19 protein-coding genes are annotated in these 18,733 nt (G+C 54.8%); 9 read left to right on the plus strand and 10 right to left on the minus strand.

What is annotated here, in order from left to right; translation table 11 throughout:
- Positions 1 to 5 precede the first annotated feature (5 nt).
- The 4 genes from pqiA to rmf all read left to right on the plus strand — a co-directional run bounded on the left by pqiA (position 6) and on the right by rmf (position 3,890).
- Positions 6 to 1,259, plus strand: a complete 1,254-nt coding sequence (gene pqiA / locus ACMGGQ_RS05680; protein ID WP_262777093.1) for a membrane integrity-associated transporter subunit PqiA — start codon at positions 6 to 8, stop codon at positions 1,257 to 1,259.
- A 4-nt stretch (positions 1,260 to 1,263) separates the two neighbouring features.
- Positions 1,264 to 2,904, plus strand: a complete 1,641-nt coding sequence (gene pqiB / locus ACMGGQ_RS05685; RefSeq protein ID WP_024907768.1) for an intermembrane transport protein PqiB — start codon at positions 1,264 to 1,266, stop codon at positions 2,902 to 2,904.
- Positions 2,901 to 3,467: a membrane integrity-associated transporter subunit PqiC gene (pqiC, locus tag ACMGGQ_RS05690; RefSeq protein ID WP_420289698.1), complete on the plus strand. Its 567-nt coding sequence runs from the start codon at positions 2,901 to 2,903 to the stop codon at positions 3,465 to 3,467. The genes pqiB and pqiC overlap by 4 nt, the downstream gene beginning before the upstream one ends.
- Before the next feature lie 255 nt (positions 3,468 to 3,722).
- Positions 3,723 to 3,890 (plus strand): ribosome modulation factor, encoded by a 168-nt coding sequence (gene rmf, locus ACMGGQ_RS05695; protein WP_013097261.1) that lies wholly within the window; start codon positions 3,723 to 3,725, stop codon positions 3,888 to 3,890.
- 71 nt (positions 3,891 to 3,961) lie between these two features.
- Here the strand turns inward: rmf and fabA are convergent, their stop codons facing one another.
- Entirely contained in the window at positions 3,962 to 4,480 is a 519-nt protein-coding gene (gene fabA / locus ACMGGQ_RS05700; RefSeq protein ID WP_008499931.1) for a 3-hydroxyacyl-[acyl-carrier-protein] dehydratase FabA, read from the minus strand.
- A gap of 68 nt (positions 4,481 to 4,548) precedes the next feature.
- Entirely contained in the window at positions 4,549 to 6,309 is a 1,761-nt protein-coding gene (locus tag ACMGGQ_RS05705) for an AAA family ATPase (RefSeq protein ID WP_069719498.1), read from the minus strand.
- Between the two features lie 186 nt (positions 6,310 to 6,495).
- Here ACMGGQ_RS05705 and matP point away from each other — a divergent pair, with 186 nt between their 5' ends.
- Positions 6,496 to 6,948 (plus strand): macrodomain Ter protein MatP, encoded by a 453-nt coding sequence (matP, locus tag ACMGGQ_RS05710; protein ID WP_008499929.1) that lies wholly within the window; start codon positions 6,496 to 6,498, stop codon positions 6,946 to 6,948.
- Between the two features lie 66 nt (positions 6,949 to 7,014).
- Here matP and ompA read toward each other — a convergent pair whose 3' ends face one another.
- A complete protein-coding gene (gene ompA / locus ACMGGQ_RS05715; protein ID WP_008499928.1) occupies positions 7,015 to 8,070 on the minus strand; it encodes a porin OmpA in 1,056 nt (351 codons plus the stop codon).
- A 354-nt stretch (positions 8,071 to 8,424) separates the two neighbouring features.
- Positions 8,425 to 8,934: an SOS-induced cell division inhibitor SulA gene (sulA, locus tag ACMGGQ_RS05720; RefSeq protein WP_032637628.1), complete on the minus strand. Its 510-nt coding sequence runs from the start codon at positions 8,932 to 8,934 to the stop codon at positions 8,425 to 8,427.
- Positions 8,935 to 9,151: 217 nt separating this feature from the next.
- On the opposite strand from sulA, the gene ACMGGQ_RS05725 reads away from it, so the two are divergent.
- Positions 9,152 to 9,778 carry a TfoX/Sxy family DNA transformation protein gene (locus ACMGGQ_RS05725; protein ID WP_023618860.1) on the plus strand — a complete coding sequence of 209 codons (627 nt, stop codon included), beginning with the start codon at positions 9,152 to 9,154 and terminating at the stop codon, positions 9,776 to 9,778.
- On the opposite strand, the gene yccS is transcribed toward ACMGGQ_RS05725, so the two are convergent.
- Both yccS and ACMGGQ_RS05735 read right to left on the minus strand, forming a co-directional pair.
- The gene (gene yccS, locus ACMGGQ_RS05730; RefSeq protein WP_111966972.1) at positions 9,735 to 11,897 is read right to left on the minus strand and encodes a YccS family putative transporter; all 2,163 of its coding nucleotides are present in this window, start codon (positions 11,895 to 11,897) and stop codon (positions 9,735 to 9,737) included. The two genes, ACMGGQ_RS05725 and yccS, sit on opposite strands and share 44 nt — an antisense overlap.
- A gap of 19 nt (positions 11,898 to 11,916) precedes the next feature.
- A complete protein-coding gene (locus ACMGGQ_RS05735) occupies positions 11,917 to 12,363 on the minus strand; it encodes a YccF domain-containing protein (protein ID WP_023343701.1) in 447 nt (148 codons plus the stop codon).
- Positions 12,364 to 12,486: 123 nt separating this feature from the next.
- On the opposite strand from ACMGGQ_RS05735, the gene helD reads away from it, so the two are divergent.
- Positions 12,487 to 14,541 carry a DNA helicase IV gene (helD, locus tag ACMGGQ_RS05740; protein WP_420289699.1) on the plus strand — a complete coding sequence of 685 codons (2,055 nt, stop codon included), beginning with the start codon at positions 12,487 to 12,489 and terminating at the stop codon, positions 14,539 to 14,541.
- A gap of 59 nt (positions 14,542 to 14,600) precedes the next feature.
- Here the strand turns inward: helD and mgsA are convergent, their stop codons facing one another.
- Both mgsA and csgI read right to left on the minus strand, forming a co-directional pair.
- On the minus strand, positions 14,601 to 15,059 hold the full coding sequence (mgsA, locus tag ACMGGQ_RS05745) for a methylglyoxal synthase (protein ID WP_008499922.1): 459 nt from the start codon (positions 15,057 to 15,059) through the stop codon (positions 14,601 to 14,603).
- Positions 15,060 to 15,139: 80 nt separating this feature from the next.
- A complete protein-coding gene (csgI, locus tag ACMGGQ_RS05750; RefSeq protein WP_420289700.1) occupies positions 15,140 to 15,802 on the minus strand; it encodes a curli synthesis inhibitor in 663 nt (220 codons plus the stop codon).
- A gap of 173 nt (positions 15,803 to 15,975) precedes the next feature.
- On the opposite strand from csgI, the gene ACMGGQ_RS05755 reads away from it, so the two are divergent.
- The gene (locus ACMGGQ_RS05755) at positions 15,976 to 16,389 is read left to right on the plus strand and encodes a CoA-binding protein (protein WP_008499920.1); all 414 of its coding nucleotides are present in this window, start codon (positions 15,976 to 15,978) and stop codon (positions 16,387 to 16,389) included.
- A gap of 37 nt (positions 16,390 to 16,426) precedes the next feature.
- Here ACMGGQ_RS05755 and hspQ read toward each other — a convergent pair whose 3' ends face one another.
- Together hspQ and rlmI are read right to left on the minus strand one after the other, a co-directional pair.
- On the minus strand, positions 16,427 to 16,744 hold the full coding sequence (hspQ, locus tag ACMGGQ_RS05760; protein WP_008499919.1) for a heat shock protein HspQ: 318 nt from the start codon (positions 16,742 to 16,744) through the stop codon (positions 16,427 to 16,429).
- A 60-nt stretch (positions 16,745 to 16,804) separates the two neighbouring features.
- Positions 16,805 to 17,995 (minus strand): 23S rRNA (cytosine(1962)-C(5))-methyltransferase RlmI, encoded by a 1,191-nt coding sequence (gene rlmI, locus ACMGGQ_RS05765; protein ID WP_045908360.1) that lies wholly within the window; start codon positions 17,993 to 17,995, stop codon positions 16,805 to 16,807.
- 174 nt (positions 17,996 to 18,169) lie between these two features.
- On the opposite strand from rlmI, the gene ACMGGQ_RS05770 reads away from it, so the two are divergent.
- Positions 18,170 to 18,727, plus strand: a complete 558-nt coding sequence (locus tag ACMGGQ_RS05770) for a kinase inhibitor (RefSeq protein ID WP_420289701.1) — start codon at positions 18,170 to 18,172, stop codon at positions 18,725 to 18,727.
- Positions 18,728 to 18,733 lie beyond the last annotated feature (6 nt).

Below are 18,733 nucleotides of genomic sequence, written 5' to 3' on the forward strand. Positions count from 1 at the left end.
AACATATGTGTGACCAGCACCATGCCGACAGGCATATTTTATGCTCGCAATGCGATATGCTCGTGGCGTTGCCAGAGCTTGGTCACGGACATAAAGCCCTGTGTCCACGTTGCGGTGCGACGTTGACAACCGAGTGGGACGCGCCGCGGCAGCGTCCCACTGCTTACGCTCTGGCAGCCTTGTTTATGCTGCTGCTCTCCAATCTCTTCCCCTTCATCTATATGAAGGTGGGGGGGATCACCAGCCAGGTGGATTTGCTTGAAATTCCGGGCGTGATGTTCTCGGAAGATTACGCCAGCCTGGGGACCTTTTTTCTCCTGTTTGTCCAGATAGTCCCGGCTTTTTGCCTGGTCGTCATCCTTTTGCTGGTGAACCGCGTCAGGATGCCAGCATCGCTGAAAATCCGACTGGCGCGTATCCTTTTTCAGCTCAAAAGCTGGGGGATGGCCGAGATTTTTCTGGCGGGGATTCTGGTCAGCTTCGTGAAGCTGATGGCGTACGGCGACGTGGGGATTGGCAGCAGCTTTATTCCCTGGTGTCTGTACTGCGTTCTTCAACTGCGCGCCTTCCAGTGTGTGGACAGGCGTTGGGCGTGGGACGATATCGCGCCAGCGCCGACGCTTTCACAGACGGTGAAGGTCGGGGTGCCCGGCATTCGCCAGGGGCTTCGCTCGTGCCCGTGCTGTACCGCCGTGCTGCCCGCCGATCTCGACGTCTGTCCGCGCTGCGAAACAAAGGGGCACGTACGCCGTAAAAATAGCCTGCAGTGGACGATGGCGCTGCTGGTCACGTCCGTCATGCTGTATCTGCCAGCCAATATTCTGCCAATCATGATCACCGATTTGCTCGGTGACAAAATGCCCTCGACGATCCTCGCCGGGGTGATACTGCTCTGGGGCGAAGGTTCCTATCCGGTCGCTGGCGTCATCTTTATCGCCAGTATTATGGTGCCCACCTTAAAAATGATCGCCATCGCCTGGCTCTGTTGGGATGCGAAAGGTCATGGGAAACGCGATAGCGAACGCATGCACCTGATTTATGAAGTGGTCGAGTTTGTCGGACGCTGGTCAATGATTGACGTGTTTGTCATCGCCGTTCTCTCTGCGCTGGTGCGGATGGGCGGTTTGATGAGTATTTATCCTGCGATGGGGGCTTTAATGTTTGCACTGGTCGTGATCATGACCATGTTTGCGGCCATGACCTTCGACCCTCGTTTATCGTGGGATCGTGAGCCTGAATCAAGCCATGAGGAAGAGTAAGAGCATGGAAAATAAGAGTGGAGAGGCGAAAGTGCAGAAGGTCAAAAACTGGTCTCCGGTGTGGATTTTTCCCATCGTGACTGCGCTGATCGGTGCCTGGATCCTGTTTTATCATTACAGTCATCAGGGACCGGAAGTGACGCTGATAACCACCAATGCCGAGGGGATTGAGGGCGGTAAAACGACCATCAAAAGCCGTAGCGTGGATGTGGGCGTGGTCGAAAGCGCAACCCTGACGGACGATTTAACCCATGTGGAGATTAAGGCGCGCCTTAATGCCGGCATGGAAAAACTGCTGCACGGCGATTCCGTTTTCTGGGTCGTTAAGCCGCAGGTGGGGCGTGAAGGGATCAGCGGCTTAGGGACGCTGCTTTCGGGCGCCTACATTGAGCTGCAGCCCGGCGCTAAGGGTAACCAGCCAGCCAAATACCAGCTCCTGGACTCACCGCCGCTTGCGCCGCCTGATGCCAAGGGTATCCGCGTGATCCTCGACAGTAAAAAAGCAGGTCAGCTCACGGCGGGCGACCCGGTTCTGTTCCGCGGCTACCGCGTCGGGTCGGTTGAGAAAAGCACGTTTGATCCACAGAAACGCGCGATCAGCTATCAGCTCTTCATCAATGCGCCAAACGATCGCCTGGTCACCAGCAATGTCCGTTTCTGGAAAGACAGCGGGATCGCGGTGGATCTGACTTCGGCAGGTATGCGCGTTGAAATGGGTTCGCTGACCACGCTGTTTGGCGGCGGCGTGAGTTTTGATGTGCCGGAGGGCCTGGATTTGGGTCAGCCGGTTGCAGAGAACACCGCTTTCCGTCTCTTTGACGATCAAAAAAGCATTCAGGATGCGCTCTATACCGATCACGTTGACTTCCTGATGTTCTTTAAAGACTCCGTTCGCGGCCTGCAGCCGGGGGCGCCCGTTGAGTTCCGCGGTATTCGCCTCGGTACGGTTGGGCAAGTGCCGTTCTTCGTCCCGGGTCTGAGCCAGATGCTGGATGATGACTATCGCATTCCGGTGCTGATCCGCATTGAGCCGGAGCGTCTGCTAAACCAGATTGGCGAAAATCAGGATATTGCAGCCCATATCTCTCAGTTGATGGAACGCGGTTTGCGCGGGTCGCTGAAAACCGGCAACCTGGTCACCGGTGCGCTGTATGTGGATATGGACTTCTACCCGAAAGCACCGCCGATTACCGGTATCCGTGAATTCGGTGGCTATAAGATCATCCCAACGGTGAGCAGCGGCCTGGCGCAGATCCAGCAGCGTCTGATGGAGACGCTGGATAAGATCAACAATCTGCCACTGAATCCGATGATTGAAGCGGCGACCGGGTCGTTACATCAGAGTCAGGAAACAATGCAGCGCCTGCAAACCACGCTGGATAACATCAACAAGATCACGGCGAGCCAGAGCATGCAGCAGCTGCCGCAGGACATGCAGAAAACGCTGCGTGAGCTGAACCGCAGTATGCAGGGCTTCCAGCCGGGCTCAGCAGCCTATAACAAGATGGTGGCAGATATGCAGCGTCTTGATCAGGTCCTGCGTGAACTGCAGCCTGTTCTGAAAACGCTCAACGAGAAGAGCAACGCGCTGGTGTTCGAAGCGAAAGATAAAAAGGATCCTGAGCCGAAGAGGGCAAAAGAATGAAAAAGTGGCTATTGATGGTTGGCGCTCTGCTGTTAACGGCGTGCAGTTCAGGGGTAGAGAATAAAAGCTACTATCAGCTGCCTGTGGCGACCCACAGCGGCGGGCAAAGCACGGCGAGTCAGGGAAACCGCCAGCTGTGGGTTGAGCAGGTTGCCGTGCCGGATTATCTGGCAGGAAACGGCGTGGTCTATCAGACCAGCGACGTTAAATATGTGATTGCAACCAACAACCTGTGGGCCAGCCCGCTGGATCAGCAGCTGCGCAACACGCTGGTGGCCAATCTGGGTAGCCAGCTTCCGGGCTGGGTTGTCGCGTCGCAGCCGCTGGGTAACGATCAGGATACGCTGAACGTCACCGTAACGGGCTTCCACGGCCGCTATGACGGTGCAGTGGTGATCAGCGGGGAGTGGTTGATGAATCATCAGGGGCAGCTGATTAAGCGTCCTTTCCATCTGGAGCTGAAGCAGCAGAAGGATGGCTATGACGAAATGGTGAAAGTCCTGGCTCAGGGTTGGGCGCAGGAGTCGGCCAGTATCGCGAGAGAGATTTCTCGGCTGCCATAAGTAAAATTCATCATCAAAAACCGCAATCGGTCTGTCGCTGATTGCGGTTTTTTTTCGTTTTCACTTCAGGTTGTTACTTGTGCCACGTCACAATTTTTGTACAAATGATCTTCCAGGTAGCTCACAAATATGACACCCGTATGAATTTTGAACATTGACGATGCGACTAATTCGGGGTATTCGTTATCTGTGCCTGTGCAGATAGTGCAGACACTGTTTTCTTTCCACCAGACAAAAGAATGAGGGAAACGAGGCATGAAGAGACAGAAACGAGATCGCCTGGAACGGGCTCATCAACGTGGTTATCAGGCCGGCATCGCTGGACGTTCTAAAGAAATGTGTCCTTATCAGACGATAAATCAAAGGTCACAATGGCTTGGAGGCTGGCGAGAAGCCATCGGCGACAGGGCACTCATAGCCTGATAACGTCTCTTTTAAAAAAGAAACCTCCGCAATGCGGAGGTTTCGCCTTTCCGGGGGTGCAAAAAGCACGATCAGAACGCGGACGTGTCCTGGAACAGGCCAACCTTCAGGTCGCTTGCGCTATAGATCAGACGACCGTCGACCAGCACTTCGCCATCAGCCAGGCCCATAATCAGGCGGCGGTTAACGATGCGCTTGAAGTGAATACGATAGGTCACTTTCTTCGCTGTAGGCAGAACCTGGCCGGTGAATTTTACTTCGCCTACGCCCAGCGCGCGGCCTTTACCTTCACCACCCAGCCAGCCCAGATAGAAGCCAACCAGCTGCCACATCGCATCCAGACCCAGACAGCCAGGCATTACCGGATCGCCGATAAAGTGGCAACCGAAGAACCACAGGTCCGGGTTGATATCGAGTTCTGCTTCTACGTAACCCTTATCGAAGTTGCCGCCGGTTTCGGTCATTTTCACGACACGGTCCATCATCAGCATGTTCGGGGCCGGTAACTGTGGGCCTTTCGCGCCAAACAGTTCACCGCGACCAGAGGCAAGAAGATCTTCTTTTGTATAGGATTCGCGTTTATCTACCATGTTCTCAGTAAGCCTTATTTTAGTGAAGGACGCAGGATAGCTAACACGTGTACGCTGAACAAGTCCGATCAGTTCGAACTAAACCAGCCCAGCCAGCGTAACGGCCATGGATAACGATGACGAGCATCCTGCTGTGTCGCCTGAGCAATACGCTCCTGGATAGTCTGCATCAGGGTGGTTTGCCCTTCGCCATCCCATACCAGGTTTGTCAGTAAGGGTAGTGCATCCTCAATCCCTTCGATGGCCCAGATAGCGAACTGCTCTTGTTCAACCGCATCCAGGATCTCCTGACTGAGGCTTAAATGGCGTGCGTTGGGAGCCGGAATAATCACACCCTGCTTGCCGTTTAAACCGCGCTGCTGACAGATTGAGAAGAAGCCTTCAATTTTCTCGTTGAGGCCACCCACAGGCTGCGCACGACCAAATTGATCCACCGAACCGGTGATCGCAATATTCTGATTGATAGGCACTTCCGCCAGGGCGCTGATTAAGGCGCACAGTTCAGCCATAGAGGCGCTATCGCCATCCACTTCGCTGTAGGACTGCTCAAACGTCAGCGAGGCGGAGAAGGGGATCTGTTGCTCAAGCTGCAGTTCAGACATCAAAAACGCCTGCATGATCATCATGCCTTTAGCGTGAATGTTTCCGCCCAGCTCGGCTTTGCGTTCGATATCGGTAAACTCGCCATCGCCAATATGCACAACGCAGCTGATACGAGACGGCTCCCCGAACGCGCGCGGATGGCCAGGAAATTCAATCACCGACAGGGCGTTAATCTGACCGACGCGTTCGCCTTCGGTTTCCACCAGAATTTGTTCCAGCAGAATTTCATCCTGCATACGGTCAGCAAGATAGCCTTCTCGCCACTCTCGTTGAGCCAGCATTTGGGTGAGTTGTTCTCCGGTGAACGCACCGTTACCGCTAATCACACCCACTTCACGCAGCTGCTTGCCGATCCAGAGCGGGCAGAGTGGCAGCGTTTCCTGGTCACCGGTATAGCGCACCGCTTCGCGGATCAGGCCTGGCCACGCGTCAGCCGCAGGCGTTGGCAGCGCAAAACGTTCGGCAACGGCCATCACCCACTGACACCACTGCGCCATATCGTCGGCATCGGCAATCTGGATATTATCTTCGTATTCGCTATATACCGCCTGCTCAGCCAGTTCCGGCTCCATTTCCTGGAAATCCGCCAGCGATTCACGATCGCCCGTCAGCACGACGGTTAACGACAGCGGCATAGACGGAACAGAGACGGGCAGAGGACGGGACTCATCGTAGCCGACCCAGTCGAAACGCTGCTGGTGCACGATGGTTTTCAGACGCATCCACAGCAGCGGCTGCGAGAGTAGGGTACGCAGTGAGATAATCAGAACACCGCCATTTGCGCGATGTACCAGCCCCGGCTGCAGCGAAAGCTCGCCGTTAAACTGGCGCAGACAACCAAAGAGTTGTTCTGCCTCGACCCAGTTCGCGGTAATCACCTCGCCCTTGGCGGCAAAACGGCCGTCGGCCTGTGCCGCCGGTTCGAAAGTGACATCATGTCCCGTAATACGATACTGGCCGCCAAAAACGGCATTCGCTTCCGGCTTTAACTGACGCACGGCATCCCCGAACAACGTCAGGTATTCCGCTTCTTCCGGGGCTTTGAGCAGCATGAAAGGCGCAGTTGCCCATGGGCTTAATGCCTGCTCCAGCGCGTAATGCAAACGGGGCTGCGTATCGCTAAGGATGAATTCGTGTTCTTTTGCGAGATCTGGCTGTGCAAACAGTTCCTGATAACTTTCGGTATCCGGAACAAGGTCACGCCATGCAAGTTTCGTAATGGTCAAAGTTGATGTTTTTTAGTCAGATGTAAAAGCGTGGAGTATACCGTAAGCGGGGGGCTGTACCCAAGCAGGATTGGGGATTTCGACAGGGTGATTGGCTGCATTCACTCACAGGATATGATTTCTTTTCAGCAGATTGCTAAAAAACTGATATTCTGAACAGAGTTACGTGGTAACACTGAGATCGCAATGAAATATCAACAACTGGAAAATCTCGAAAGCGGCTGGAAATGGAAGTACCTGGTCAAAAAGCACCGTGAAGGGGAACTGATCACCTGCTACATCGAAGCCAGCGCTGCACAAGAAGCCGTGGATATTTTGCTGACCCTCGAAAATGAACCGGTACAGGTTAACGGCTGGATTGAGAAACACATCAATCCTGCTTTGTTAAATCGGATGAAGCAAACTATCCGTGCGCGACGCAAACGGCATTTTAATGCTGAGCATCAGCACACGCGCAAAAAATCAATCGACCTGGAATTTGTTGTCTGGCAGCGGCTGGCCGGGCTGGCACAACGACGGGGCAAAACGCTGTCGGAAACCATCGTGCAGCTGATTGAGGATGCAGAACATAAAGAGAAATACGCCAACCAGATGTCGACACTGAAGAACGACCTTCAGGCGCTGTTGGGTAAAAAGTAGATTTTTTTACTTTTCTTCAGACAATAAAAAACCCCGCATTGCGGGGTTTTTTTATAAGACGATAACTTATGCCGCTGGCTGAGTTACAACGTCTTTGATGCCTTTAACTTCGATCTCTACGCGACGATCTGGAGCCAGGCAGTCGATCAGTGCAGCGCGAGCTTTCACGTTGTCACAGGTGTTGCCAGTAACTGGGTTAGATTCGCCCATACCACGTGGGGAGATCTTGTTAGCTGGGATACCTTTAGAGATCAGGTAATCAACAACAGACTGAGCACGTTTCTCAGACAGTTTCTGGTTGTAAGCGTCAGAACCGATGCGGTCGGTGAAGCCCAGAACCACTACGGAACCGTCTTTAGGATCCAGGTTGCTCAGCTGGGTGTACAGCTGATCCAGTGCCTGCTGGCCTTCTGGTTTCAGAGTCGCTTTGTTGAAGTTGAACAGAACGTCAGACTTCAGAGTGAAGTGCTTGGTCTGTACTTCTGGAGCTGGAGCCGGCGCTGGAGCAACAACTGGTGCTGCTTCTTCCTGCTGGCCGAAACGGTAGGAAACACCTACGCTCAGCATGCCGTTGTCTGGACGAACACCAACGGTGTTGCCGTCGCCGATGTTGTTAACCCACTGGTATTCCAGACGGGTAGCGATGTCACGGGTCATAGCCCACTCAACGCCACCAGCGAATACTGGGGAAACACCGGTGTCATGGTCGTCGCCAGCGATGCTGTTGCTGGAGTCAGCGCGCCATACCATGCCGCCCAGACGGGTGTACACGTCCAGATCGTCAGTTACTGGGTAACCCAGTTTAGCGGTCAGCTGAACGCCCTGTGCTTTGAAAGCGCCGTTTACGGTGTCGCCTTTGTATGGCATACGACCTAACCAGTCGTAACCCATTTCAAAACCAACATACGGGTTAACCTGATAGCCACCGAACGCACCTGCACCAAGCTGGCTCTCGTGAGTTGGGCCATCATTGTTCAGGCTGCTGTTGTACCAGCCAGTGTCGTGGAACTGAGACCAGCCCAGTTTACCACCTGCATACCAGGTATTATCTTTCGGAGCGGCCTGCGCTACGGTAGCGAAGCCAGCCAGTGCCACTGCAATCGCGATAGCTGTCTTTTTCATTTTTTGCGCCTCGTTATCATCCAAAATTCGCCATGAAAGTCTCAAGAGAGAATCACGGTTAAATCCTTCACCGGGGGGCGTGGTCAAATATAAATCTACCGATATCTTCGGCTTAGGCCGAGCACCCCTGGCGATGTAAAGTCTACAACGTAGCTGAAAACTTACAAGTGTGAAGTCCGTCAGGCATATGAAAAAAAAAGTTCCGTATACCGATTATTTAACATTTTTCGAACGAATTTTGTGCAATAAAATGAAGGAGAACCGCACCAGACAAGCCTTGCCGCAATTTTGAGGTCGGGAACTAAAACCTCATCTTGCGGTCAAAAAAAATTCCAGGAAAAATCTTAATTTCACTCAATGATACAAATTTGAGTGAATTTTTAGCCCTGAAAGTTGTCCTCTGCGGTAAGAATCCGATCGAACCGGACGCATAATGAACCCGATCGCATTCCCTTCTTCAGCAGCTTCAGTCAGGCGGAAATGTTCCTCTTCCGTCAACTCTTCCGGTAACCAGCCAATCACCACGCTGTAATTCCCTGTGCGTAACGCGCGGATCATCGACTCAACGGTATCGCAAGGCGAGAGCTGATTAATCTGCATGACCTTGGTCAGCGGTAGGCCAGCGGACTGAACCCACTCGCGGCTCAGCTTTTGCTGAGGCGTGAGCCAAAGCTGCCAGCGCGATTGCTGACCGAGCTGTTGTAATAACGGCAGTAGCAGAAGTTGCGTTAACAAGGGCTGGTCTTCACGATAAACCACTTCACTGATAAGCCCTGTGGAAACACGCTCGACGGAATTCTGCGCGACATTGCCTGCGGCAGAAGAGAGAGAGATTGCGCGATTTGCATAGCCTGAAGTGTGCATATTCATTCCAGCCCTGTAGTTACTGTATGGATATACAGTAACCCCTGTATGCCCAAAGATCAACCTCATTTTCGGAAAGCGACTCGCAAAATTCATTCAATCTTGATGCCCCTCGAAAAATCATCTTGCTCAACGACGATAAGTTGCCTATTTTCCTGCTAACGGATCCGCTAGTAAGAAATTTTGTTGTTAGTTTATGATTCTGAAGGGAAATATCATGAAAAAGATATCTTATGAACGGATTTATAAATCCCAGGAATACCTGTCCCCGTTGGGCGAGATTCATCATCGCGCGCTGTTTGGCGGTTACACCCTGGCGGTGGATGATGCGGTCTTTGCCATGGTGTCCGATGGCGAACTTTATCTTCGTGCGTGTGAGGAGAGTGCAAAATACTGTGTAAAAAACGCCTCCTCCTTTTTGACGTTGATGAAGCGAGGCCGCCCGGTGCTGCTCAACTATTATCGTGTGGATGACGGATTATGGCAGGACAGGGAGCGGTTGCTTCAGCTCTCCTCGTTTGCGCTCAGTGCGGCAAGGAAAGAGCGCTACCAGCGTCATCAACGAAACCGTCTTAAGGATCTGCCGAACCTGACCTTTCAGCTTGAAGTCTTGCTCTTTGAAGCCGGTATCACCAATGAAGAAACGCTGCGGGCGTTGGGCGCCAGAGCGAGCTGGTTGAAGATGCGGGCAAAGAATAAAGCGCTCAGTATTAAAGTTCTGTTTGCGCTGGAAGGGGCTATCGAAGGGCTGCATGAGGCGGCACTCCCGGCAGGCATCCGCCGGGAGCTGACGGAGTGGTTTAATGCGCTGCCTGAGCCACAGGAGAGTCGTTCCTCCAGGTAGCGATGTGCTGTTGCAGCCGACAAATTTCAGGCAGCAGAGCGATAAGCAGGCCTATCTGCTGAAGAACCAGCGGCGCTTTGCTGTCGTTTCCCGGGTCAAGGTGCGCAATGCGTTGAGCCAGTTCATCCAGAGCCTGTTGCACACGCGGTTCATCGGCTGGGCGGTGATGCAGTGCATCATCGACATAGCAGACGGCGTCATCAAGGAGGTTGAGAATTCCCGGGTTGGTGAGCTTCTCACGGTGGGCCCCCAGCGTCGAAATATAGCTGGTGAACGTATGGTTAAGGCAAAGCAGGCGAAACGCGGTTTCACGAATCTCTGCCGTGGCGCGTGGCTCCGTTGACATATTAGAGACAACGGAAGCCAGTTCAGCATCACTGTTATGCGCGTCGCGACGTGCTATCCGGTAAGCCAGACGGTTATCGCGGCCCTGGTGATACTGCTCCAGAATAGCGTCAAGATAACGACAGTTGGCATTCATCGCCCTGTCTACCACGCGCGGCAAATTGCGAAAACGCCAGTCCGGCCAGATAAAGCTGACCGCGGCCCAGGCGATCGCGCAGCCAATCAGCGTATCAATCACGCGGGGCAGGGCGACTTCAAACCCTTCACCCAGCAGATTAAAGCAGAGCAGCACCAGCAGCGTGATGAACATGGTGGCATGGGCGTACTGCACGTTGCGAAACGCGAAAAACAGCACGCCGGTGATCACGATCAGAATCAGTTGCCCCTCGACGGAAGGCACGAAATAGAGCACCGGTAGGCCGATCGCGACGCCGACCAGCGTGCCGATAATGCGCAGCGCAAGACGGTGTCGGGTGGCGTTATAGTTCGGCTGACAGACGAACAGGCTGGTCAGCAGGATCCAGTAGCCATGATGCAGCCCGGTTATCTGGATAAAGGCATACCCCACGCACAGCACCAGCGACATTCTCACCGCGTGGCGGAAGAGAGCTGACTCCGGGGTAAAGTTGCGGCTCAGGCGAAGCCACATATCGCTAAAACCGTGCACGCTGTCATCAGCAAGCTGATTGTCCACTTCACTGCCCGGAAGCGCCATCGCCTGCTCGGACTCAATGGTCGCCAGCTGTGCGTCAATCGCCCGCAGGTTGTTCAGCAGAAAGCCCAGCGCTTTGATGTGTTCCGGTGACGTTCCGCTGGCCTGAACGCGGTCGAGCGCCGCGTCAAGATGGCTGAAAACGCGTTCAAAACGTGGGTCATGCTGATAGGGCGTGCGCAGCAGAATGGAGCGCGAGAGCTGCTGGCACGCCTGGGACTGCATGGACAGCAGGCGCTGGAAGCGGAACATCACGTCGCTATAGCGGAACTTCTCGCGCAGGGCGGCATACTGCACGTGCGAGGAGCTGGCGCGTTCATGAATGTCCTGAGCGGCAAAATAGTAGTGTAAGGTTCTTCGCGTTCCGCGCTGACCGCGATCGCCGCGCAGACGGGTCAGCAGAGAGGCTTTTGTCTGGTTAAGTGTGGCGACCAGTTGGCCATTTGCCAGCGCCAGATCGTAGAGCGGCGCCTGGCTTTCTTCCTCGATATCCGGGTCGAAAAGCCGGGATTTCAGTTCCAGATAGTGGGCTAGCTGCTCAAAGCTGCGGGCAAGGTTGTCCTGCAGAGGGCGAACCGGGAAGAGCAGATGACCGGTTAAGGTCAGCAGGTTATACCAGATGGCACCGAGCAACAGCAGAACCGGCTGCTGGTACCACTGGTCGTAGAGGGACGCGCCCAGCATGGTGTAGATGGCGATCAGCAATGCACCAAACGCGATAGTGGCATAGCGCTGCCCAAGGCCGCCCAGCAAAATAAACCCGCTGGTTGAGAGCGTCAGACCCAGGGCAAACAGCCAGGGCCAGGGGAAAAGTAACTCAACGGATGCTGATGCAATAAAAAAGCAGACGAGCGTGATGACCAGGTTACGTAAACGCCCGGCCAGACGATCGTCCAGGTCCGCCAGCGCCCCGGCCACGACGCCCAGCGTGAGTGGGATGGTGAGCTTGACATCATTCAGCCACCAGGGCAGGGCAACCGTGCCGCAAAGCGCGATAAATATCCTGACGTTATAAAGCCAGGTGCTGTTCCAGGTATAACGGCGAAGCAGTGGGCTTAGCATAAACGCGGCCAGTCCTTAGTTACTGAAAACGACGACGCGCATTGGCTTCACGCGCCGCCTGGGCCACTTCGACCGGAACAACCCTGCGCCCGACGGGCCAAAGGGCGATAGCGGCGATCTTAAAGTTCGCGATCCCCACCGGAATACCAATAATCGTGATGCACTGCGCAATCCCCGCAAAAATATGCATGATGCAGAGCCACCAGCCGAAGAAAATCAGCCACAGAATGTTCAGCAGGGTTCCGCCCGTATTCATCAGGGCGTTTTTGTTCTCCGGATTCAGCTCGTCAACGTGGATGGCTTCATTCCCGTAGGGGACGAAGGAGAGTTTTGTGATTTCCCAGCAGGAGCGGGTCAGGGGGAGCGTAAAAATCAGGACGATGCTCACCAGTGTGGCAAAAAGCCAGGAAAGGGTGGTGGCAAAACCGCCCAGCACAAAATTCAACACATTCAGAACGGTACGCATAAACCCTCACTTCCTTTCGATAAAATTAACGCCCAATGATTGTAACGTTTTTTTAGGCTGGAGCACCTTAAAACTGGCAGTTACACTGTCAGGTAAATTATCTCTTCGTGGATTTGGCGGAACATGGAACTGAAAGCAACGTCGTTAGGCAAACGTCTGGCGCAACACCCATACGACAGGGTGGTTCTCCTCAATGCCGGGGTAAAAGTCTCCGGGGAACGCCACGAATACCTTATTCCGTTTAATCAGCTTCTGGCTATCCACTGCAAACGCGGGCTGGTGTGGGGCGAACTGGAGTTCGTACTGCCTGACGATAAAGTCGTGCGTCTTCACGGCACCGAGTGGGTAGAAACCCAGCGTTTTCATCATCACCTGAACGCGCTCTGGCAGCGGTGGAGTCAGGATATGAGCGTGATTGCCGCCGGGGTGCTTCAGAAGGTGCTGGACGATATCGCGCAAAGCAACGCGCAGCATTCTTGGCTCACCCGTCAGCAGACCGCCGGGCTACAGCAAAAAATCCGGCAGGCACTCTCGGCGCTGCCGATCTCCGTGACGCGTCTCGAGGAGTTTGACAACTGTCGCGACGCCTGGCGCCAGTGCCAGGCCTGGTTGAATGATAAGGATAAAAGTCGGCTCGCCCATAATCAGGCCTGGACGGACGCCATGCTCACCCAATACGCCGACTTTTTCAGTACGGTGGAGTCTTCTCCGCTCAACCCGGCCCAGGCGCGCGCGGTGGTTAACGGCGAGCAGTCGCTGCTGGTGCTGGCGGGGGCCGGTAGCGGTAAAACGTCGGTGCTGGTGGCCCGTGCCGGCTGGCTGCTGACCACCGGGGAAGCGGTCGCCGATCAAATTCTGCTTCTGGCCTTTGGTCGCAAGGCGGCCCAGGAGATGGACGAACGGATCCAGGAACGTCTGCATACCCGGGATATCACGGCCAGAACCTTCCATGCCCTTGCCCTGCATATTATTCAGCAGGGCAGTAAAAAAGTGCCTGCTATCAGTAAGCTGGAAAACGACGCGCAGGCGCGTCAGGCGCTGTTTATCAAAACGTGGCGCCAGCAGTGCAGTGAGAAAAAGGTGCAGGCGAAAGGATGGCGTCAGTGGCTCGAGGAGGAGCTCAACTGGGACGTGCCGGAAGGCAGCTTCTGGCAGGATGACAAACTGGCGCGTCGGCTGGGTTCACGGCTTGACCGCTGGGTCAGCCTGATGCGAATGCACGGTGGAACGCAGGCAGAGATGATTGAAAGCGCGCCGGAGGCGATCCGCGATCTGTTTTCGAAGCGGGTCAAGCTGATGGCACCGCTGCTGAAGGCCTGGAAAACCGCGCTGAAAGCGGAAAATGCCGTTGATTTTTCCGGCCTGATCCATCAGGCCATCATCATTCTTGAGAAGGGGCGTTTTGTCAGCCCGTGGAAGCATATTCTGGTGGATGAGTTCCAGGACATCTCTCCGCAGCGCGCAGCGTTGCTCTCAGCGCTGCGGGCGCAAAATAAGCATACCTCGCTGTTTGCGGTGGGGGATGACTGGCAGGCCATCTATCGCTTCAGCGGGGCACAGCTTTCGCTGACGACCGCATTCCACCACTATTTTGGCGAAGGCGATCGCAGCGATCTGGACACGACCTACCGCTTCAATTCACGGATTGGTGAAATCGCCAACCGCTTTATCCAGCAGAACCCGCATCAGCTGGCAAAGCCGCTCAATAGCCTGCGGGCAGGGGATAAAAAAGCCGTGACCCTGCTGGCGGACGATCAGCTGGAACCGCTGCTGGACAAGCTCAGCGGCTATGCGAAGCCTGATGAGCGTATCCTGGTGCTGGCGCGCTACCATCACCTCAAACCCGAGGCGCTGGAAAAGGCGGCCACCCGCTGGCCGAAGCTGCAGCTTGAATTTATGACGATTCACGCCAGCAAAGGGCAGCAGGCCGACTATGTGATTGTCATGGGGCTGAAAGAGGGCAGCGACGGTTTCCCGGCTCCGGCCCGCGAGTCGGTCATGGAGCAGGCCTTGTTGCCGGTGCCGGAAGACTTCCCGGATGCCGAAGAGCGGCGTTTGCTGTATGTGGCCATGACCCGCGCGCGCCATCGCGTGTGGCTGCTGTTCAATAAAGAGGAGCCATCCGTGTTTGTCGATATTTTGAAGAGTATTGATGTGCCGGTGGCGCGGAAGCCTTAACGAAGACGGGCAAGGATGGGTAGGCCGGGTAAGGCGTAGCCGCCACCCGGCAAAAAAAGCTACTTCAATCTCTCTGAAAGATAACGCTGATAGTCCGGAATAAGGATATCTACCGGTGAGTTAAACTGCGGCGATTCGATAATGAAATCCGCCGTCGAGAGGTTTGTCGCCACCGGAATATTCCACACCGTCGCCAGACGCAGCAGGGCTTTGACATCCGGGTCGTGCGGAACCGCGTTCAGCGGATCCCAGAAGAAGATCAGCACATCAATCTTCCCTTCGGAGATCTGCGCGCCGACCTGCTGATCGCCACCCATCGGGCCGCTCAGCATGGCGTTCACCTCCAGACCCGTTTCGCGCTGGATCAGGTTACCGGTGGTGCCGGTTGCCGAAAGGGCGTGCTTTTCCAGCAAAGACTGATGGCGGCGAACCCAGTTAAGCAGCATTTGTTTACAGTGATCGTGCGCCACCAGAGCAATGTGTTTGCGTTCCGGGAGCGTGCGTGTTGTCAGTTCCATAATCATATCCATCAGGTTAACTGCCTACACGATGACGGGAACCGTTTGACGCTGCAAGAGAAAGGCGTAAAAAATGTGGCTTATGATGAAGGTTGTTGTTTTGCCCACTGTAAAAACCGGGCCCGCGTGTCGGCATCGGCCTGCTGGAACCAGAATTTAAGGCGTTGTTCCGTCAGGGTCTGGGACTGGGGAGGAATGACGTCCAGTTCTGAGACGCCGGAAAGCAGCGTACTGTCGTCAGCCATCGTGGTGGCAAACTGAGGAAGCGACGCGCGTTTCCCCGCTTTGTTATAGGTCTGCGTCGCGGCCTCGTAGTCCGGACCTTTCGGTGAGGTCGTCAGCGCCAGAATATCCAGCTTCACCGGAATCGGCATCGCATCCCCGTCCAGCAGTTCAATGCGGGGTGAAGCGTCGAAAGCCGCCGATTCCTTCTCGGTTTCAAGACGAGGCAGGGTAATGTTGACCTGACTGATTTGCCGGGTATTAAAGCTGACAATCAGCGGCGGGGAGATATACATCCTTTGCTCGTGATTCGCCAGACCGATCGATTTTTCCACCCGGAATACCAGCTGATGCGGCCCGTTATCCAATTCGATGCTGTCCGCACCGCGCAATAAGGAACTGGAGACCTTTTTTCCGTCCAGTACCAGGAGATCAATATCGGTAGAGAGCCGGAGCGTGGTAGCAAAAACGCAGACCGGCATCACTAACGCAATCAGAGCAGTGGCAATACCGGTTTTCATAGAAGGCTCCCGTCAGAAATCCTGTCGCCGCATTAATGTATCTAAATTTTTCGAGAATCATGTTTACTAACATATAGACATATTTCGCCGTTTTGCCCTCATGCATCGGTATGGGATGGATGGTTGAGATGTGCGGTTTGGCGTACACTTTTAAAAAAGCCAGGAGAAAAACCATGAAAGAGAACGATATTGCCGAGATTCTGACATCCACGCGTACCATTGCGCTGGTGGGCGCGAGCGATAAACCCGATCGTCCAAGCTATCGGGTGATGAAATACCTTCTCGATCAGGGCTACCACGTCATCCCGGTCTCGCCAAAAGTGGCGGGGAAAACCTTACTGGGCCAGCAGGGTTATGCCACGCTCGCTGACGTGCCGGAAAAAATTGATATGGTTGATGTCTTCCGAAACTCCGAGGCGGCGTGGGAAGTGGCGCAGGACGCTATTGCCGTCGGGGCGAAAACGCTGTGGATGCAGCTGGGCGTGATTAACGAGCAGGCTGCGGTGCTGGCGCGGGATGCGGGGTTAAACGTCGTCATGGATCGCTGTCCGGCGATCGACATCCCCCGTCTGGGGCTGGCGAAATAATAAAAAAAAGCCCGTTCATCGGGCTTTTTTTACACGCTTAGTTCCGCAGGCGCGGAGCCTGTAACTGTTTGCGGATAGTCTGAGCAAGTTCATCCATAGTGGGTTGCTCCGGATGCTCTTCCTGCAGCTCGCTGCTTAACTGCGCTTCAGCAAGATAGGTGTGAACGGGTTGTCCATCATCCCCCTCCATCACCACATGGTACCAGGGCGCGGCGCGAAGCTCTGCGTTCACCGCCAGTTCGTCTGCTGACGGTTCATCAAGGGAATACTCCGGGTCGATATCCACGACCACACCCAAATACCCGAGCAAAGTGTGGCGGACCTGCTGGCCGATACCGAATTTGCTGGCAATCATAGTCACCTCCCGGGAAATACGACTTACACGTTATGTGCGGGCAATATTTCTCTTTTCAAGTTACATGACGCGACAGGCAAACCCTTTCAGATACAGTCCTTCCGGGTAGGTAGCAATCACGGGGTGATCGGCTGCCTGACGGAACTGCTCTATAAATTGTACATCACGGCCAGCATCTATTGCGGCATCGGCGATGATTTTCTGAAATAAATCTGTGGTCATCAGGCCGGAGCAGGAGAAGGTGAGCAGAACTCCGCCCGGGTTCAGCAGCTGGATGGCCAGCATGTTGATATCTTTATACCCACGGCAGGCGCCCATCAGCTGGCTTTTGTTCTCCACAAACTTTGGCGGATCCATCACGATGACGTCGAACTTCTCGCCCTGATCGCGATATTTACGCAGCAGCTTGAAGACGTCGTCGCGTATAAATTCGGCTTTGCTCAGATCCAGCTTGTTCAGCTCGACGTTTTGTTTTGCCACGTCCAGCGCTTCCTGCGAGGTATCCACGCTAACCACCTGGGCACAGCCGCCCATCAGCGCCGAAACGGCGAAACCACCGGTGTAGGAGAAGCAGTTAAGCACGCGTTTGTCGGCAACGTACTGACGCGTGGCCAGACGGCTGTCGCGCTGGTCAAGGTAGTAACCCGTTTTATGCCCGCCCTGAATATCCACCAGCAGCTTCATGCCGTGCTCTTCAATCGGCAGCAGGGCAGGGGGCAGCTCACCCGTGACCGGACCCTGGGTCAGCTCCATGCCCTCTTTTTTGCGCACCGCCACATCGCTGCGGTCGTAAATGGCGCACTGTGGGAACAGCGTCTGCAGGGCGCTAATCAGCGCGGCACGCTGGTATTCCGCCCCGGCGCTCAGGAGCTGTAGCACCAGGAAGTTACCGAAGCGATCGATGGTCACGCCCGGCAGACCGTCGGACTCACCGGCAATCAGGCGGTAGCTGTCCAGCCCGTCGCGTTTTGCCAGCCACTCACGCCACTGCTGCGCCTGCTGCAGACGACGCACGAAGAAGTCGATGTCGATGGTTTCGTCTTTATCGAAGGTCCAGACGCGGGCACGGATCTGGGACGCTGGCGAGTAGGCGCCTCGCGCTAACCATTTCCCCTGGTGGTCCACGATATCAATGGTTTCACCGAGGCTGGCTTTGCCTTCCATACGGGCAACCGCGCCGGAAAAGACCCAGGGATGACGGCGCAGTAATGATTTCTCGCGCCCTTTGGCTAACACTAAACGTACACTCATAATTTGCTGTTCTGTCGATTTCAGGGAAATGGCGCGTAGATTACCACATTCAGCAAGGCGCAATCATCTGCGGATGCCGTTGAGCGTTTCGGCACAAAATCAAATCGCTTAGGCACATTGGGGCATTGTTGCGTGCTTTATCTTAGGGTTTCCGGTTCAGCAAAGGAAATACCCATGAAAAAGCGCAGTGTCATCACAATAGCCGCTCTGACGGCAATGAGTTTTCAGGTTTTCGCAGCAACGTCTTTCAGCATGACCAGCCGGGATATTTCCGGCGACCGGCGGTTAGCGTCACCGCAGGTGTTTGAGGGATTTGGCTGCCACGGTGGGAATACCTCACCGCAGCTAGCGTGGACAAATCCGCCAGCCGGTACGAAAAGTTTTGCCATTACGGTCTATGACCCGGATGCGCCTACCGGCAGCGGCTGGTGGCACTGGACCGTAGCCAACATTCCCGCGAAGACAATGACGCTGCCCGCTGGTGCCGGTAACCCAAATGGCGAAAAATTACCTGCTGGCGCTGTGCAGGGGCGTAATGATTTCGGTTATTCGGGATTCGGCGGCGCATGCCCCCCTGCCGGGGACAAGCCTCACCGCTATCAGATTACCGTCTGGGCGCTGGACGTGGATAAACTGCCCGTCGACAAAAATGCCAGCGGCGCGCTGGTCGGTTTTATGCTCAATAGTCACGTTCTGGCAAAGGCTCAGTTAACAGCAACCTACAGCAGATAAGGATGG

The sequence above is a fragment of the Enterobacter sp. BNK-13 genome (genome assembly GCF_048685015.1).
Taxonomy (GTDB): Bacteria; Pseudomonadota; Gammaproteobacteria; order Enterobacterales; family Enterobacteriaceae; genus Enterobacter; species Enterobacter quasiroggenkampii.

What these genes read in the sequence shown, in the direction of transcription:
- pqiA (WP_262777093.1), top strand. Translation starts at nt 6, where the DNA reads ATGTGTGACCAGCACCATGCCGACAGGCATATTTTATGCTCGCAATGC.
- pqiB (WP_024907768.1), top strand. Translation starts at nt 1,264, where the DNA reads ATGGAAAATAAGAGTGGAGAGGCGAAAGTGCAGAAGGTCAAAAACTGG.
- pqiC (WP_420289698.1), top strand. Translation starts at nt 2,901, where the DNA reads ATGAAAAAGTGGCTATTGATGGTTGGCGCTCTGCTGTTAACGGCGTGC.
- rmf (WP_013097261.1), top strand. Translation starts at nt 3,723, where the DNA reads ATGAAGAGACAGAAACGAGATCGCCTGGAACGGGCTCATCAACGTGGT.
- fabA (WP_008499931.1), bottom strand. Translation starts at nt 4,480, where the DNA reads ATGGTAGATAAACGCGAATCCTATACAAAAGAAGATCTTCTTGCCTCT.
- matP (WP_008499929.1), top strand. Translation starts at nt 6,496, where the DNA reads ATGAAATATCAACAACTGGAAAATCTCGAAAGCGGCTGGAAATGGAAG.
- ompA (WP_008499928.1), bottom strand. Translation starts at nt 8,070, where the DNA reads ATGAAAAAGACAGCTATCGCGATTGCAGTGGCACTGGCTGGCTTCGCT.
- sulA (WP_032637628.1), bottom strand. Translation starts at nt 8,934, where the DNA reads ATGCACACTTCAGGCTATGCAAATCGCGCAATCTCTCTCTCTTCTGCC.
- ACMGGQ_RS05725 (WP_023618860.1), top strand. Translation starts at nt 9,152, where the DNA reads ATGAAAAAGATATCTTATGAACGGATTTATAAATCCCAGGAATACCTG.
- yccS (WP_111966972.1), bottom strand. Translation starts at nt 11,897, where the DNA reads ATGCTAAGCCCACTGCTTCGCCGTTATACCTGGAACAGCACCTGGCTT.
- ACMGGQ_RS05735 (WP_023343701.1), bottom strand. Translation starts at nt 12,363, where the DNA reads ATGCGTACCGTTCTGAATGTGTTGAATTTTGTGCTGGGCGGTTTTGCC.
- helD (WP_420289699.1), top strand. Translation starts at nt 12,487, where the DNA reads ATGGAACTGAAAGCAACGTCGTTAGGCAAACGTCTGGCGCAACACCCA.
- mgsA (WP_008499922.1), bottom strand. Translation starts at nt 15,059, where the DNA reads ATGGAACTGACAACACGCACGCTCCCGGAACGCAAACACATTGCTCTG.
- csgI (WP_420289700.1), bottom strand. Translation starts at nt 15,802, where the DNA reads ATGAAAACCGGTATTGCCACTGCTCTGATTGCGTTAGTGATGCCGGTC.
- ACMGGQ_RS05755 (WP_008499920.1), top strand. Translation starts at nt 15,976, where the DNA reads ATGAAAGAGAACGATATTGCCGAGATTCTGACATCCACGCGTACCATT.
- hspQ (WP_008499919.1), bottom strand. Translation starts at nt 16,744, where the DNA reads ATGATTGCCAGCAAATTCGGTATCGGCCAGCAGGTCCGCCACACTTTG.
- rlmI (WP_045908360.1), bottom strand. Translation starts at nt 17,995, where the DNA reads ATGAGTGTACGTTTAGTGTTAGCCAAAGGGCGCGAGAAATCATTACTG.
- ACMGGQ_RS05770 (WP_420289701.1), top strand. Translation starts at nt 18,170, where the DNA reads ATGAAAAAGCGCAGTGTCATCACAATAGCCGCTCTGACGGCAATGAGT.